Origin of the sequence: Lactiplantibacillus xiangfangensis, assembly GCF_001438845.1 — a bacterium.
GTDB classification, from domain to species: Bacteria; Bacillota; Bacilli; order Lactobacillales; family Lactobacillaceae; genus Lactiplantibacillus; species Lactiplantibacillus xiangfangensis.
In genome coordinates this window covers 1-16,814 of record NZ_JQCL01000098.1, presented here as the reverse complement: position 1 = coordinate 16,814, position 16,814 = coordinate 1, and the positions used below count along the sequence as shown (strand labels likewise).

The 16,814-nt window shown below is 44.9% G+C and carries 14 protein-coding genes; 3 read left to right on the top strand and 11 right to left on the bottom strand.

Translation table 11 applies throughout. The features are described 5' to 3' along the window. Positions 1–3 precede the first annotated feature (3 nt). The gene (locus IV64_RS12155; RefSeq protein WP_057707496.1) at positions 4–1,014 is read right to left on the bottom strand and encodes an ADP-ribosylglycohydrolase family protein; all 1,011 of its coding nucleotides are present in this window, start codon (positions 1,012–1,014) and stop codon (positions 4–6) included. Between the two features lie 182 nt (positions 1,015–1,196). Next, on the bottom strand, positions 1,197–1,697 hold the full coding sequence (locus IV64_RS12150) for an acyl-CoA thioesterase (protein ID WP_057707495.1): 501 nt from the start codon (positions 1,695–1,697) through the stop codon (positions 1,197–1,199). Between the two features lie 271 nt (positions 1,698–1,968). Here IV64_RS12150 and IV64_RS12145 point away from each other — a divergent pair, with 271 nt between their 5' ends. Further along, on the top strand, positions 1,969–2,934 hold the full coding sequence (locus IV64_RS12145; protein ID WP_057707494.1) for a DNA/RNA non-specific endonuclease: 966 nt from the start codon (positions 1,969–1,971) through the stop codon (positions 2,932–2,934). Between the two features lie 135 nt (positions 2,935–3,069). On the opposite strand, the gene IV64_RS14815 is transcribed toward IV64_RS12145, so the two are convergent. The 7 genes from IV64_RS14815 to IV64_RS12110 all read right to left on the bottom strand — a co-directional run bounded on the left by IV64_RS14815 (position 3,070) and on the right by IV64_RS12110 (position 9,766). Continuing rightward, positions 3,070–4,731: a C39 family peptidase gene (locus IV64_RS14815; RefSeq protein ID WP_057707493.1), complete on the bottom strand. Its 1,662-nt coding sequence runs from the start codon at positions 4,729–4,731 to the stop codon at positions 3,070–3,072. A 222-nt stretch (positions 4,732–4,953) separates the two neighbouring features. Further along, on the bottom strand, positions 4,954–5,313 hold the full coding sequence (locus IV64_RS12135; protein WP_057707492.1) for an ArsR/SmtB family transcription factor: 360 nt from the start codon (positions 5,311–5,313) through the stop codon (positions 4,954–4,956). Between the two features lie 187 nt (positions 5,314–5,500). After that, positions 5,501–5,701, bottom strand: a complete 201-nt coding sequence (locus IV64_RS12130) for a hypothetical protein (protein WP_057707491.1) — start codon at positions 5,699–5,701, stop codon at positions 5,501–5,503. Between the two features lie 771 nt (positions 5,702–6,472). Then, a complete protein-coding gene (locus IV64_RS14595; protein WP_202813325.1) occupies positions 6,473–7,096 on the bottom strand; it encodes a hypothetical protein in 624 nt (207 codons plus the stop codon). 134 nt (positions 7,097–7,230) lie between these two features. Then, positions 7,231–7,893: a methionine ABC transporter permease gene (locus IV64_RS12120; RefSeq protein WP_057707490.1), complete on the bottom strand. Its 663-nt coding sequence runs from the start codon at positions 7,891–7,893 to the stop codon at positions 7,231–7,233. Then, on the bottom strand, positions 7,886–8,914 hold the full coding sequence (locus IV64_RS12115; RefSeq protein WP_057707489.1) for a methionine ABC transporter ATP-binding protein: 1,029 nt from the start codon (positions 8,912–8,914) through the stop codon (positions 7,886–7,888). Before IV64_RS12115 ends, IV64_RS12120 begins: the two co-directional genes overlap by 8 nt. A 12-nt stretch (positions 8,915–8,926) precedes the next feature. Further along, positions 8,927–9,766, bottom strand: a complete 840-nt coding sequence (locus IV64_RS12110) for a MetQ/NlpA family ABC transporter substrate-binding protein (RefSeq protein ID WP_057707488.1) — start codon at positions 9,764–9,766, stop codon at positions 8,927–8,929. 460 nt (positions 9,767–10,226) lie between these two features. Between IV64_RS12110 and IV64_RS12105 the strand changes: the two genes are divergently transcribed. Continuing rightward, the gene (locus IV64_RS12105) at positions 10,227–11,402 is read left to right on the top strand and encodes an MFS transporter (RefSeq protein ID WP_083491663.1); all 1,176 of its coding nucleotides are present in this window, start codon (positions 10,227–10,229) and stop codon (positions 11,400–11,402) included. 414 nt (positions 11,403–11,816) lie between these two features. Here the strand turns inward: IV64_RS12105 and IV64_RS12100 are convergent, their stop codons facing one another. Together IV64_RS12100 and IV64_RS12095 are read right to left on the bottom strand one after the other, a co-directional pair. Then, positions 11,817–13,544: a serine hydrolase domain-containing protein gene (locus IV64_RS12100; RefSeq protein ID WP_057707487.1), complete on the bottom strand. Its 1,728-nt coding sequence runs from the start codon at positions 13,542–13,544 to the stop codon at positions 11,817–11,819. 249 nt (positions 13,545–13,793) lie between these two features. Further along, on the bottom strand, positions 13,794–15,623 hold the full coding sequence (locus tag IV64_RS12095; protein WP_057707486.1) for an FAD-dependent oxidoreductase: 1,830 nt from the start codon (positions 15,621–15,623) through the stop codon (positions 13,794–13,796). 125 nt (positions 15,624–15,748) lie between these two features. Between IV64_RS12095 and IV64_RS12090 the strand changes: the two genes are divergently transcribed. Further along, entirely contained in the window at positions 15,749–16,648 is a 900-nt protein-coding gene (locus IV64_RS12090; RefSeq protein ID WP_057707485.1) for a LysR family transcriptional regulator, read from the top strand. Positions 16,649–16,814: the final 166 nt, after the last annotated feature.

Genomic DNA, 16,814 nt, shown 5'->3' with positions numbered 1-16,814 from the left:
AAGCTAAGTATTTGGCACATTCATGATTTGATCTGCGTACCACTGCAAGTCATGCTGCGGATTACACTGATCAATGATTTGACACCACGCCGGATCAATCGCGGTTGCCCCATTTTTAGCACCACAGATTGCCGTCGCCATCGCGCCAATCGTGTCCGTATCGCCACCAAGGTTGGCACACATCAACGCACACTTTTGAACGTCCCGCGTGTAATAGGCAATCGCCACGGCCGCTGGCACGCTCTCTGACAACATGGTCCCAGTACCTAACAGGTCATAGACCGCCCGACTAAACCGGGACGCGTCAAATCGGTATTCATCAGCAAGTTTTAGCCCCAACTCAACGCGGGACCGGAGCTTTGCCGCCCACGTTGGGGTTCCTAGCTGATAGCCCCGGTCACAGGCCCGCAACGCGTACGTCATAATGGCATCCCAATCATCGTCCGCCATGGCCGCCGTCACCGCACCAGCAATCAAGCTAGCGCCCCCCAGCGCAACATCGCTTGAATGCGTGATCTTAGTTACGGTGGCCACCATTGTGACTAAGTCATCCAACTGGTCCGGTTCAAATAACGTTCCTAACGGGGCAATCCGCATTCCCGCACCATTTGTCAGGGCTTGGGCTGTGATCCCCTGCACCGGTTGCCCCGCTTTGATTGCCAGTAAGGCCGCTTTACTGCTCGGGCCCAATATATTTTGTTCCCAAGCATCCGCCGCATCGGCCCAAGCTAAAATGTGCTGAACCAAGTTGACGGGTTGTGGCTGCCAATGCGTTTCAATTAATGAATCCAGAATTGCTAGCGCTTGACCAGTATCGTCGGTATATTCCCCGGCCTGATAATTCTTCGCCACCGCGTTACTTGCAGGTCCGTCCACAAAGGTCGTTATCCTCTGCGGAAACACTTGGTGAATCGTGGCGATTGGCCAGAGTTCGGTGGGCATCCCCAGCGCATCCCCAATTGCTTGCCCATACAGTGTGCCTAGTACTCGGTCACGTGTCCGCCGCTTCGCCATTTTAATCCCCTCCTATTAATCATTTGTCACCAGCGTTAAATGTTGATTGAATACACTAAAGTCAGCATAGCAAGCGTGTGTTGTGAACCTGTAAAAATCATGCAAAGTTTATGTATTTTTATTAACAACAAAAAACGCACCTGTCTGTGGATAACTCTCCAGACAAATGCGTTTTATTTAGCTTACCATGGCACGTCGACACTAATATGTGAATTAAAATGTTCTTGCTGCTTTAAGCGTGCTAGGCGCTCCGCTTGACGTTGTTCATAACCTTCCATCACAAAGGCGTACTCCGGCTTGTCAGCGACCAGCGTCGGTAATTCGATCCCCGGCTGCGTCACAACAAAAGTTGAAAAACAGGTCAATCCGAGGAAGCGTTCCCCAGTTTTCAAATGTTCCCCAATAATTTTCGTGAAGACTTCGATCGAGCGGTGACCGACACCTGAAACGTACGACTCCGCGCACATCGAATCTTGGACCCGGAACGGCATCAAGAAATTGACTTGATCAACCGACGCCGTCACGGTTTCAATTCGTGCCAGTCGTGACGCCGCAATTGACGAGTTATCGTCAACGGTGGCTAAAATTTTACCGCCAAATACGGTATCGTGTTCATTCAAATCCGCTGAAAAGACCCGGTGATTACTGATTGATAAAGTTTGCGATCCTTTGATTGTGTCCATCATGCACCCCCGTAGATATGTTCAAATATTATTAATTCTATTTTAGAGGAAGACTGGCCTTGAATAAAGCAGATTATGGGAATTCAAGCGATGTTTATCCACAAGTGGATAACAACCCGCTACACCGTTTTCCACAAGCCACTGATTTAGTCATTCGAATTGTCAGCTAGCTATGGTTATATTTTTCAACTTAATATAAAATAATTAATAGTTTGACTTACTTGGGGAAGCAGGTCAGATTCAAAATTACTTTTGAGGAGTGAGTTTTATAATGAAGAAACACGCTGCCACTTGGACTAAGTGGTTCCTAATGCTCGTGTTGTTACTCGGTAGTGTGAGCGCAACCACTGCGGTAACGCCAGCCACGGTCGCCCACGCTAAGACCGTTTACGTCACACGGACGGGGAAACATTATTTTTATAACAAGCACGACCGCGGGCTGAACCGTGCTAAAAAGGTCTACGCCGTATCTCTGACGACTGCCAAGCACCGCGGATTAACGTTATCCGGTACTGAAAAGGCACCAGCCAAACGGAAGGTCACTAAGAAAAAGACCGTCAAAAAAGTCGCCAAAAAGAAAAAAGTGACTAAAAAGAAAGCTGTTAAGAAAACAACTAAGAAAAAAGTTGCTAAAAAGAAACCAGCAAAGAAAAAGAAGGCCTCTAAAAAGACGACTAAAAAAGCCAAGTACCGCGTAAAAGTTATCAACAAGAACCGGCCGGGCTTTAGCAAGGCGACCCTTTCCATTAAAAAGGGCCCGTGGCAAAAATATGGTCAATTAGATGTTTATAACCGGGCAACGGCTGCTAACGCGTTACTTAACAAAAAGTTGATGCCTAGAGCCAAACGAGAAGCTTTATACATCAATCCCACCGGTTGGCATAACAAACGGATCAAATCCGGCTGGTTATATAACCGGAGTCACCTCATCGGCTACCAATTAACTGGTCAAAACAATAACATGAAGAACTTGATTACGGGAACGCGCCAATTAAACGATCCCGGCATGTCGAAGTATGAAAACAAAGTGGCCGCCTATTTAAAAGCAAGCCCTAAGCATTACGTTCGTTACCGGGTCACCCCCGTCTTTAAAAACCATGAATTGCTCGCCCGCGGCGTTAAAATGCAGGCTCAATCGATTGGTTCAAAGAAGATCAAATTCAACCTTTACCTGCCGAATACCCAACCCGGCATGAAATTAAACTATGCCAATGGTTTGAGCAAGGTCGCAAAGTAAACCTAATTTAATCAAAACTGAAACATCATAAAAGATAGCGGCTCAGAAATCCTAAAATGATTTCTGAACCGCTATCTTTTTTTCTTGGATTTTCTAGCCAAAATGTATGCCAAAAAGCAACTTGTCACACTCTGATTAATAACTCAGCGCGCGGTAGCCGTCACGTTTCCAATGTGATTTAAAGCTCGAAGTTTTCATACTCGTTTTACGATTCGTCCACGGATCATTATAGTAAATCCGGGTTGGGCTGTAGCCCGTCATCGTTAAAGCGTGGGTGTTAAACCCATCGACACCGGTGACCCATAGCGTCACGGGATGCTTCTTATTGATTTGCTTCTTTAACTGAGAAATGGAAACGCCGGTCAAATTAACGGCCGAGTGAGCATGCCGCTTCACCAGCTTCATCAAGCCAGCTGGGTAAATGGTCCAGCCATAACTCGTGTATGGGTTGCCGACAAATCCCTTATTCGGGTTACTACTCCGGGGCATCTCAAGCGCTAAGCTCGTCTTAGTCACTTTGCAGCCCTTATAACGTAGCATCATGGTCACCGCCGTGATTTCACACCCAGTTGGTAATTCAGGCCGTTGGGCAATCAACGGGACGTTCAGCTTCTTCGCCGCATACTTCCAATGCGCTTTGTGATAACGGGATTTAGTTGCATTAACGGTAAAGGTCTTCGTCGTCAAACTCCGGGTCGCGTGCACGGTGAAGTTTCCTTTCGAATTGGCTTTGGCCGTCCCGACAACTTTATGCGATGCCACCAACTTAATGGTCGCACCAGCTACCGCGTGCCCGGTAACTTTTTTGCCGTGCACCGCAATCCGTGTCACCTTTTGTGGTGCCGTATACTTCCAAGCAACCTTCTTATAACGTGACTTAGTGACACTCAGGTTAAATGGCTTGGTACTGACTTTCTTAGTCGTATGAACGGCAAACGTCCCTTTTTTATTGGCAACTGCTCGTCCTAATAATTGCTTTTTCAAATTGGTGACTTTTACCGTAGCGCCAGCCGTGGTGTGCCCCGTCACCTTGTGCTTCGTCACTTTGATTTTGCTGACCTTGAGGGGTGCCGTATATTTCCAGCTAGCGGCGTGATACCCTGACTTCGTTATCTTTAACGTAAATGGTGTGGTGTTAACCTTTTTAGTGGCATGGAGCGTGAACTGGCCATTCGAACTAGCAATCGCCGTGCCGACCGTTTTCTTTTTCTGGTTAACGAGTTTGATCTTAGCGCCAGCCAACGTTTGCCCGCTGACAATCGTCTTAGCAACCTTCACCTTGGATACTTTCAGCTTAGCCGTATATTTCCAAGTAGCACTTTGCATGTCATTTTTAGTCGCTCGCAAGCTAAACGACGTACCAGTTAGTCCAGCCACCAGCTTAAAGTTGCCCTGCGCATCGGCCTTGGCAGTTCCTAAAACGGCCTGATCTAAGCCCACTGCTTGTACCGTGGTACCAGCAGTGGTGTGTCCAGTAACCGCCGTCTTCGTCACTTTGACATCCGTCAGTGCCAAAGTTTCCTGCGTTTTTTTAGCGGTTGTAGTTGACGTTTGACTGGTTTTGACAGTCGGCGCATCAAGCCGTTTAGCCGGGTGACTCGCACTAGTACTGGTTGTCCGACTGGAACTCTGCTGACTAGCCTGCGTCGAACTCGTCGCTGTCGTACTGCTGGCAACTGCGCTAGATTGACTAGCCGCACTCGGTTGGCTAGTTTCAGCCGCCCGTCCCGTCGCCGGTGCTAAGATCACACCTAACGCCAGCGTAGTCGTTAATAGTAACTTCTTATTAAGTCCCATTAGTTTCCTCCAAAAGATCCTACTCAACAAGCCCCATCCTATTAAGTAAATTTATTTTTACCTCTAATAAGTAATCTAACCGTTTTCTGACTAGAATGTCAACAGCGGGCAGAAAGCGGTTTCTTTTCCCTATATAAATAGCTCAACACAAAAAAGGCCGTGATTTACGATCACAGTCTTCATCGAATTTATTTTAAACATCGTCCAACAACTACCTATCAATTAATAATCATTTTCGTCTTCAATAATGTGTTCCTGCGTTTGGCGAAAAATTGTGATGATGTGTTGGTCACTCAAACGATAATGAATATTCCGACCACGCCGAGCGTTAGACACTAGGTTCAGTTGCTTTAAGACGCTTAGTTGGTGTGAAATCGAGGACTGGCTCATCCCTAACGTGTCCGCAATTTCGCCCACACTTAGTGGTGTCTCAGCCAACGCTAAGATAATCTTGACCCGGGTCATATCACCGAAGGCCTTAAAAATGTTCACCATCGCACCTAGGGCCTCGTCGTTCGGCAGTTCTGCTTTTAAATTAGTCAGTGCCTTTTGGTGTTCCTGCTCAAAGTTTTCTTCTGCCATACATAATCCTCTTATTTGTTTTCGTTGAAAATCCTTATGAATCATTCCATTATAACCCACACATGAACCGTCGCTCACGTATTCATGTAAACTCTTTCCGGAGGGCTTGTCAACTGAAAAACGGCGCGGCCACCCTACCAACACGAGTTATACCAAAAAGGCAACAGCAAACGCCGTTACCTCTGTACTACTTGATTAAGCCTACCTTATAACCGTAGTCGATCAGTTTTTGAGCAGTCATAACTGTAGTGTTCTCTATCTGTCTTTCACCTGTTTTCAGACGTCTAATCATACTAATATCAACGCCCGATCCCTTACCAATTGCATACGCTGTCACATTGCTATTAATGACTTGCGCTACTAGTTCCTTAATGGTTGTACTTTGCATTGAATCGCACCCCCTGATAAAATAAGTGTATGCAAAAGTGAGAGCCGGCGCAACCGCTTCCCGCAAGTTCAGATAGGCGTGAAACTTGTGACGCCTTACCTTAGTTCTATGCCAATAATCAGGCATAGGACTTTTGTTCAGCACCCATTAACAACCCTTACTAACAAAAAAGAGCAGCAATTTTTATCGCTACTCACCTTTTAACTTAATCATGTTAATCCCTAGTTTAATGCGAATATACCCCATATGATATAAATAAATACACCTGTAACACCCAACCAAAATAAAGCTATCAGTATATCGAAAAACAATGTAATAAATAAAATGATGCCATCACATAAATCCGTAAACCAATCAAACAAATTTTCCACCCCTTATTACCCCTCTGAATAATTAAAGTAAACTGCTTTCCCTATCCATATCGCTTTACGTCCTATTAACTCATCCGAATCCATTAATTAACTGCCGATTCTGATTTTTCTACGTCTCATCGTCTTCTAGCAGTTCCCTTTCAATTTCATAGGATAGAGTTTTGTAACTTAATAAGACTAAGCAACAAGCCTAAGAAGAAAATCGCAAACGGTATTCAGATAAAATTTTCCATTCCTTTTTCTTATTATTTTACTATTACCGATTTAATAGCACACGTTATTTTTAAGCATTTGGACATGTTTTCTACTTATATATCTCATTGCATGCTTAATTGGTACTGGGATCCGGTTTAGGCACCAAAAAAGGCCCGCGTGCACACGCCGACCTTTTAGAACTAGTTTAAATCTTTGCTCGGGTTTCGCCGTAAACCTCCGCCGCAATCAACGCAATTAAAACGCCCGCCAAAGCCGTAATCACTAAGATCCACCAACTAATCACGTCTACTCTGAGGACGAAGAACGACTGGTTCCACGGTCCCCAAACGGGTAACCACGCACCTAGCAAGTGTAACTTTAAGAATAAACCGCCAATAAGCAAGCCACTAATCAGCGTCGCCCAAATTCCCACTTTGCGTCCGTGCGCAATCAGGTACAGCGAAAGCAAGTTTGGCAAATAAACAATCACATTGATCAGTAACAAGCTCAATGTGAACCGGTACCCCCAGCCCATCGCTTGGCGCATATGATCACAATCGTGAATGGCAATCACCATCAACATCCCGACGTTTACAAACATCAAAGTCACAATGTGGCCCGCTTTTAGCGGATTAAACATGGTCACTGGCCGTTGTTGCGCCGCCGTACAAGCCGTCACCCCGATAACAAACATCACTAGCCCCAGTAAACCGTGGACAATCGTCCCATCAATACTGTGGTCCAACCACATCAATCCGGCCGCCGCAATTTCAATCATAAATAGCAATACCACTAAGGTTAAATAACTCACGCGTGCTCTCAGATTCATTAGTATCAGATCCTTTTGAAATAATCATTACCTAAAGTATACACCTGTAAAATAAAGCGTATTCATTCGTTTTGAAAACATCATCACAAAAAAAGCCGACCCGTAAGTCGACTTTCTCGGTAACTAATTAACCCTTAAACGCGCGTATAATGTTCCGCTAAACGGTCGCCACACCACTGTACGATTTGAACAATGACGATCAAGATGACGATGACACTAACGAGCACGCCCGTATTATAGCGGTTGTACCCGAATTGAATGGCCAAGTCCCCGATACCCCCGGCGCCAATGGTCCCAACCATTGCGGAGTATCCTAACAGACTGATCAAGGTCAAGACAACGCCACGGATCAATGCGGGCAAGGCTTCTGGGAATAAAACTTCTTGAAAAATCAGGAAGAAACCGGCCCCAGTCGACCGGGCCGCTTCCACAACCCCCGCGTCAATTTCCGCAAATGCCCCTTCTGCCAAACGGGCAAAGAACGGAATCGCCGCTACGGACAAGGAAACCGCACCACCCAGTGGCGTATACGGGTCGCCAGCAACTAACTTGGCAAACGGAATCAGCACCACCATTAAAATCAAAAATGGCAAGGAACGAATAGCGTTAATAATGAAGCCGCAGATACTATTGACCAGTGGTCGGGGCGCAAACAATGGGTTGGAAAAATAGTACAAGAATAGGCCAATTAAGGTGCCAAAAATAATACCAATAAACCCGGAGATAAAGACCATTTTAGCCGTATCCCACAACGCCGTCCCTAAATTCTGTTGTAAAATCGTAATCGTTTCATTCATGATTTTCAACCTCCTCTACGTAATCGACCCGTGCCTGAAAGGCTTGAATCGCCCGACTGACCGCAACTGGTTTCCCCGTTAAATACACGACAAGCACCCCGATGGCTCGGTCTTGAATAAATTCCACCCGGCCTTGAATAATGTTAATGTCGACGTCGGTCTCCTTTGCAATCTTCGTAATGATGGGTGTCAGTGAATCGCTCCCCCGATAGCGCAAAGCAAGTAATTGCCCGGATTGGCTCGTCACCTGGGCCTGAACTTTTTCCGGTAACTTAGTGTCCAAGAACCGGCTGACCAGCCGTTGTCCCATGTCTGATTGTGGCGCCGCAAACAGGTCGTAAGTGGATGATTTTTCCACTAATTTTCCATTCTCCATGACGGCCACCCGGTCAAACAGACTGCGGGCCACTTCCAATTGGTGGGTAATGAACACGATCGTAATATTGAGCCGTTGATTGATGCCCTTTAAAATCTCAATGATTTCTTCAGCCGTTTCCACGTCCAACGCACTGGTCGCTTCATCACATAATAAGATGTCAGGGTCATTAGCGAGGGCCCGGGCAATCCCGACCCGTTGCTTTTGCCCGCCAGATAGCTGGCTTGGGTAATTATCTTGACGGTCTGCTAAACCGACTAATTTTAAAAGTTCCGTAATTCGGGCGGGTTGCTTCTTTTCCGGGTAACCCCCGGCAGTGAGCGCAAACGCTAAGTTCTGTGCCAGAGTCCGGTTGTTAATTAAGTTAAAGTTTTGAAAGATAAAGCCAATCTTACGCCGAACCTGCGCAATTGTTTTCCCATTAGCACGGGTCAAATCAGTTCCATCAACGACCACCTGACCCTTACTAGGAACTTGTAAATAATTGATAGTCCGTACTAAGGTTGACTTACCGGCACCGGACAAACCGACAATTCCAAAAATCTCACCCTTTTCAATGTTGAGGGAGACATCCTTGACCGCTGATACCGTCCGGCCCTTTTGCTTAAACGTCACATCAATATTTTTTAACTCAATTTGACTCATACAAGGGCCTCCCTACTGCCACGACGTTGGTTTGTCGAAATCTTTGAATTGTGACTTAGCGATGGCTTGCTTGAATTCTTTACTATTCAAAACGGATTTGACTGCCTTCGCAAAAGCGGCGTTCTTATTGCTCGTTTTAACGACGAAAACTTCTTTATAGTCATCTTGTAGTTTTTCTAACGCCAAGGCCTTAGAAGGATTCAACTTCGCACTCCAAGAGTAGTTCCCAGGAACAACGGTAATAGCAACGTTGCTGAGTGATTGTGGCAATTGTGCGGCGTCCAAAGTCTTGATTTTCAAATTCTTTGGGTTCGTCGCAATGTCGACCTTGCTAGCCGTCGTCACGTTAATGTGTTTTTTCAAGGTAATTAATTTTTGAGCGGCAAGCAACTGTAAGGCGCGGGCCAAGTTTGATGGGTCATTCGGAATGGAAACCGTGGCACCGTCCTTTAACGTACTCAACTTGCTAAGCTTCTTGGAATAGATCCCCATGCCCAACGTTGGCGTTTCAGAAATTGCGGATAATTTTAAATGGTTCGCCTTAGCAAACGTCTTTAAGTAAAGTGAGTGTTGGAACAAATTAGCATCGATTTCGCCAGAATTCAACGCCTTATTAGGCTGCACGTAATCGTTAAATTCTTTCGTAACGACTTTGTAGCCTTTCTTTTCCAATAACGGTCCTAACACCTTCGTCGCCATGTCTCCGTAAGGGCCCGCAGCCACACCAATCTTAACCGTCTTTAACTTACTGCCACTGGCTTGACCATCACTATTGTGACTAAAACCCCAAATCCCTGTAAAAACGACGATGACCCCAACTAACGCTAATAACCACTTTGTATTTCTTCTCATAATCTAATCCTCATCTCTCTTTTAATTTTAAGGTAATAAAAAAAGTCGTCCTTGTTATATATAAATAAATAACAAGGACGACTTCCACGGCCGCGGTACCACCTTAATAGTGTCACTAGGACACCCACTCATGCAGAACTAACTGCTGCGATAACGGGCATTTGCCGCAACTGGCTTACGCGTACGCTCACCAATTGAATTCGTTTAAAAAGACCATCTTCACAACGCGCTCCGGATCACCTTTCAGCAGTCAGTGACTCTCTGTTGCCGGTTAACAATTGCTACTCATCTTTCTTGATGGCTCTAATTATGGCTAAACGATTAAAAGTTGTCAAGGATTTCTTTAATTAAATTTTAATCAGCGGATTCACTGATCATTAAAAAGGCCGTGCCAGCTACCCTTAAACGGTATAATATTAATATATTGATAACAAAACTTTTTCTCTAAGAAGGTGTTTTTATGCAGCGTCGCAAGGGTTTTACCGCACTCGGGATTGTGCTGGTTGCCATCAACATGCGCTTACCCATCACGGCCATTCCACCCATCTTGCCAAATCTCCAGCAAGCTAGCGGTTTATCGGCAACGGTGGCTGGGTTACTCACTTCGATTCCACTCCTGACCTTCGCAATCTTTTCATCGGTTTTCACTAAAGCCAGTCAACGCTGGGGTGAATTCAAAGTTCTCCTGATTGCTTTTATCATTTTAAGTTGTGGCGCGGCTTTGCGAATTTTACCACAGGTCACCCCACTGCTGCTGGGCACTTTTTTAATTGGCTTGGGCATCGATGGCGGTAACGTCATCATTCCAGCAGTCATCAAAGACCGCTTGCCAAACCGCCCCACGTTAGGCGTTAGCCTGTATACCACCGCGATGGTCCTGATGAGTTCCCTTGCAACTGGGATCGTCGGCCCGCTAACGGCTAAATTCTCGCTGACAACGACCATGGTTGTCCTCTTCGTGCTCTCCCTAATCAGCGTCATTGGTTGTCTATTACTGACTGACCGTCACCCTGCTGATACCGTGAAAGCCACCAATACCACCGCTAAACTTCCAAAATCAATTTGGACTGATCAGCTGGCCTGGTTGATCACGCTCTTTTTTGGCATTCAAGCCTTGCTATACTATTCACTAGTGACGTGGTTGCCAAACATCTTCCAAACTGTTGGCTACGACGCTAACGTGGCTGCCATGTTAGTAACAATCTTACAATTAGCTTGCTTAGCATGTGCCCTGCTGACGCCAATCTTTGCCAGTTCTAAGTTAGGAAAACAACTGATGCTGTGGATTATCGGGATCGGGTTTGGCCTCGGGACAATTGGCGTTTACTTGCCGCTGCACACCCTAGCTTTTGGCGTCACGTTAGCCTTATTGATGGGCGTTGCTTCAGGTTTTTCATTCAACCTTGCCATTATCTTTTTCACACAAAAAACGAGTAATCCAAGCGAAACAATTGAAGTCTCTGGCATGGCGCAGACCTTTGGCTATCTTTTTGCCGCCGCTGGTCCCTTTTCATTCGGCCTCTTAAAAAGCTGGAGCGGATCGTGGCTAAGCACGTTACTGAGCTGTTTAGTGCTCGCAATCGCAATTTTGGTCATTGGTTTCTTAATTGAACGGCACACTAATGTTTTTCAATAAAGTTCTCATTCAATAAGTTAGTTAACCTACCTAATGTCTAAAAACATTACTATGAATCATCAAACAAGATATAGAATGTATATGGTTCATAGATGTTTAAGGTAAATGGGTTACATTTTTAACATTGGGGAATCCGGAAACCGTAAGCACTATCAACCAGTGGTCATTTAGCTGGGGGAATTTATACCCGTAATATTTGTTGCTCACGGGAGCCAAATACTACTTACATTACGCGGGGCACCGGCTTATAATGGCAGCTTAGTCAAACAAGTGCCGCAACTAACGTGACATCACGATGAGGGGGTTATGGTGTTTTTTTTGTCCATTTTTCTTTAATTTCCAATCAAAAAGCAGCCATGCCAACCCATTAGTCCCCCGGTTGATACGTCTGCTTAAATGATGATATTCAGATAGTTACCGTGCGTCAAACTGGTTTGAGAAACGGCTCAATATTTCATAACCAGCCTGCTTAACGTCGTCAGCACTGTTACTTTGATTAGCAAAAAGAATAATTCCCTGACCATTGTTCTTCGTCAACTGGACCCAGTTACCCACGTGGTTCTTGGCCAACGTGCCATAGACGGCCTTCACGTTGCCATTATGGCGAACGTACATCCCGCCAGAATAACCACTGCCGGACTTGCTATTAATGTTGGTCAGATAATGGTAGTCGGAACTATTAAGAATCTTACCGTTCTTCAGCCCATGTTCAAAGGTTTCGTAGTCGTTAACGGTCGTGTACATATTACCCGCACCGATAATATAAGATAATAACTTATCGTTAGGATTAACCCCGTGTTGATAGTTCTTATTAATATATTTGTAACTGCGTGCTTTGACGTACTTACTTGAAACGGAATTCCACATATAAGTATGCTTCAATCCTAGTGGCTTAATAATTCGTTGATTTAAATTCTGCTCATACGACTGGCCCGTAACGGCCCGAATAATCCCTGCTAACAAAATATAATTATCATTATTGTAATGATACGATTTCTCAGAAACACCCGATTGATTGATTCGGGCTACCGCTTGGTCAATGGCCTGTTGTTCACTCAACTTTTGGCTGGGAACGACCTCTGAATTATGATCAGTAATTCCCGACGTCTGCGTCAGTAAATTTCCGACCGTAATGTTGTTTGCCCCTTTTAGTCCCGGGTACCACCGACTGATTGCCGTGTTTTGAGTAATCCGGCGCCCCGTCTTTTGAGACTCCGTAATGACTTGCACCATCATCGAACCCGTCATGGCTTTTTGCAAGGAAGCCCCTTGATACACCACGTTCGACTTATTATTTAAGATCCGGCGGCCATAGTTCGCATAGCCGACCCCTTCAGCGTCACGGTTACTTTGCTTACCATTAACGACGAGCACCTTACCGCGTAAGTGGTACTTGTTCATGGTCTGCTTAATTTCCGTCGCTAAATACGTATTGACCAGTGGCTTTTTCGTCGTGGTATAGCCATGCCAAACCCAGCCCTTTTTGGTCCCACTAGTGACGTAGTAGTAAACCGCATTTTTGACCTTCATCTTTTTAGTGGCTTTAAACTTAGTAAATTTATTTAACTTATATTTGGTCTTAAAGTTAGTGTGGTGACGCACAACCTTGAAGCCAAATACTTTTTTCTTGCTCGTCGCAGCCCGGTACGCTGGTTGAACGTACACCGTCTTATTGATTTTTTTGCTCTTACCAGCAACATATTTAGGGGTATACGGTTGCGTGTAGCCACGCCAAATCCAACCACTCTTCTTCCCAATCTTAAAGTGGTAGTAGACCCCTTTATCAATGTTCATTCGCTGATCAACATACAAAATATTAAGCTTATTAAGCCGATATTTACCCTTTAGGCTGATTCGCTGATTATTGCCCGCAACGCCGTTGATGACGTCGTACGCTTTGTGCGTTGAATTTCGATATGTAGGCTTGATTTGAACGGCGTCGTTGACCGTTCGGTACTTCGACGTTAAGTGGACTGGCAGCGTTGCGGCTTGTACAACGGTCGAGCCACTGTGTTTTTCTTGGAACGTTGTCTGACCAATGGCAACCGTCGTAACGATTGCAACGACCCCGGCCAGCAAGCTCATCCGGCCGATGTGACTAACTAATTTACTTGTCATACTAATATTTTTCATAAAATTCATAATTTTCTCCCTGAACCATTGTATAGTTCGGGCGGGACGTTATCAAGCCACATCGGGACATAATTATTAATTTATATAAATAAAATATATGATTGCACCAATCTAAAAAAACATTGAGGACCATTTTTTAAACAAAAAACGGATCTGAGATAGGACTAAAATAACCGCTCAGAAATATTTTTCTGAACGGTTATCTTTCCATTATTGCGATTGAAGCGTGTAGCAAAAGGCAGTTTATCGCGCTCTATTTTAGTTGTTTAACGTTGCCATGTATTTTTTAGCATTGATTGCCGCGTGGCGTCCTGAATTCACGTTATGTGCACACGCAGAACCGCCCAGTGTAATCGTGTAAACGCTACGGTATTGCATCGTACTATCCATCCCGGAAACGTAGAGACCAGGAATCTTTTCAAAGTCGTCTTTAATCACTTCAAATTGCCGGTTTGAGGCAACCCCGCCGATTCCAATCAAGTTAGACGGGTCCAACCGTGCAATGTAGAATGGACCTTCATCGAGGGCAACTAACATTTCAGGATCTTTGTTAAATTCTTCATCCTTACCATTGGCTGCAAAACGGTTATATTGTTGAAGCGTCTTAACTAGTGAATCGACTGGGAGTCCAACCGCCTTAGCCAAGTCTTCAAAATTATCTGCCTTATACAGGGAGTCACCTTCGTTAGTTTGAACCGCCTTGGCAAGCACGTCATCGGCACCCGGTACCCCGGCCGTAATTTGGTCGTAAATCTTCTGACTGAAGACTTCATAAGTAACCTTCGTCGACTTGATAGCCATCCGCTGGTATAACAAGTTATCCTTCTTCACATTTTCATTAACTAACCGAACACCATCTTGATTGACAAAGACAACCGGGCCGCCGGAAGGAAGCGACATGAACCCGTTGATCGGGTCAATGTATAGATGCACACCTTCGTGTGGCAACGCCTGAATGTAGTTCATCATGAACTCTGCTGATTCAGTCAACATGTCCTTTGCACCGAGCGACATCGCCATCATATAGCCATCCCCAGTGTTACTTGGCATTGAGCAGTAGTGTAAGTTCTTTGTCTGCCAGCCTTGTTTGGCAATCAGGTCAGGGTTATGTCCCACACCACCAGTTGCTAACAACGTGGCCTTCGCGTCAATTTCGACGTTACCTTCAGGCGTTGCGATGTAAGCCCCGGCAGCCCGGTCACCATCATAAATAATACCTTCAGCACTCGCATTCAAAATGAATTTAACACCAAGTTCGTCCGCCCGTTTCTTCATGTATGGGACGTAGCCTTCAGAAGCAAATCCGCCTTTAAACCAGTGGAAGGTTGGGAATGCACAGGTCCCATGGTAATCATCAACTTTAGTTAATTGAACGCCCTGTTTAACAAGCCAATCAATATTTTCCGCTGAATGGTTCACTAGGTCGACCCAGAATGAGCCATCTGCCCGGTATTGTCCTAATTCTTGTTCACGGGCAATAATTTCTTCCTTCTCCGCATGGATGCCGGCCGCTTTTTGCATATCGGTGTTGATCCCGAAGATGCCTTCAACACCACCACCGTTACCGGCAACGAAACCGTTCTTTTCAATAACGGTCGTTTGAATACCTTCTTCGCCAGCTTGAACCGCAGCGGCGAGGCCTGAAATCCCCGCACCAATGATCAAAAAGTCAGTTTTAATTTTCTTCGTAATTTCAGCAGGCTTTTTTCGCCAATCAGCATAAGTCGTCTTCTCATCATTTGTAACGGGTGTCGGCTTTTTCAGCGCATCATGGTTCACCTGGGCCTGGTAGTCAAAGTCTTTAGGATCACCGCCAGCTAATTCAATCGCTTGGCCGACCGCAGCAATCAAACCCTTGCTGGAATGTGACGCCCCAGTTAAGGCATCCACGGCCAGTGATTGGTTCGCAATAATTTGCTCTGGAATCTGGGTAAAGACCGCATCTTCTAGCGTATTCGGAATAATATCCTTTTCTGGAATGATTTTTTCCACCCGGTTGTGATCGATCACAATCTTTAACTTTGTAGAATTATTTTCATACCCTTCAGCCGTAACGTTATAAGTGCCACTATTTAACTCTGTACTCATGATTAGCCCTCCTAAAAATGAAAACGCTTTTATAAACAAATTAAGGGTATCACGATATCCATTTACCGTGAAATGAAATAGTATTATCATTAATAAAGGATTGTTATAAGTAAGGAGATCAACTTATGAATATCGAATACTTAAAACTATTTATTAACCTGTCAGAAACCCTCAGCTTTTCGCAAACCGCTAAGAACCTACATCTAACTCAACCCGCCGTTACCCACGCCATTAATAAGCTTGAACAGGAACTAGGCTTCAAGCTCTTCAACCGCACGAAACGCAAGGTTTCGCTGACGCGTGCGGGGCAATTTCTCTGTAACAATATTCCGTCATTACTACTCAAGCTCGATTTAGTTATCGGCGGGGCCAGAGCCGTCGAAGAAAAGGACTTTTCTTCACTTCTGATTGGCTATACCAACACGTATTACGAGATTCGGCGTTTTCCGATAGTCATTAAAGAGTTTAATAAGTTATATCCGAATTCACGTTTGTATTTAGAGAACTTCGATCACAATATCTTAAAACAACACCTCGTCAGTCAACAATGTGACGTTATTTTTCCGATGCAAGACAGCATCATCGACTCGGAAGACATTCAATTTATCCCACTCATCACGGGTCAGTTTGCCTGCATTACCCCCGCAAATAATCCGTTAGCTCAACATAAAGCCCTCTCAATTGCGGATCTACAACACGAGACTATCATTTTATTTAACGCTAACATCTGCCCCCCACGTCAATTCAAACTCCAGCAGCGCATCAAGAAAGCTTGTCCGGATGCCAATTATCTTTACACAGATTCAGTTTCTCTAAGTCACACCCTCGTGCAAGGTGGTCTAGGTATTGCCATCATGGTTAATTTAGCCAGTGTTAAAGACTCATCTGAATTTAAAGTTGTGCCACTGAATTATCCCCACCAAGCACCTTACGTTTACGGCATTGCCTTTTTGAAAAACAACCACAATCCCGCTTTGAAACCCTTTATTAATTGCGTGAAGAAATACTTTGTCGCGGAACCTTAATCACAAAAGAGTGGGCCAAAAGGCGGTTAGTTTGCAACCATAACAATAGGAAAAGCCAACCAGAAATTGGCTATACTCCTACTTAAGTAGACAAGCAAATAATTAAAGCTTGTTTACTTAGGAAGGAGTTTTTTAGTATGGGCCGAAATGGGACCCGATACAGTCT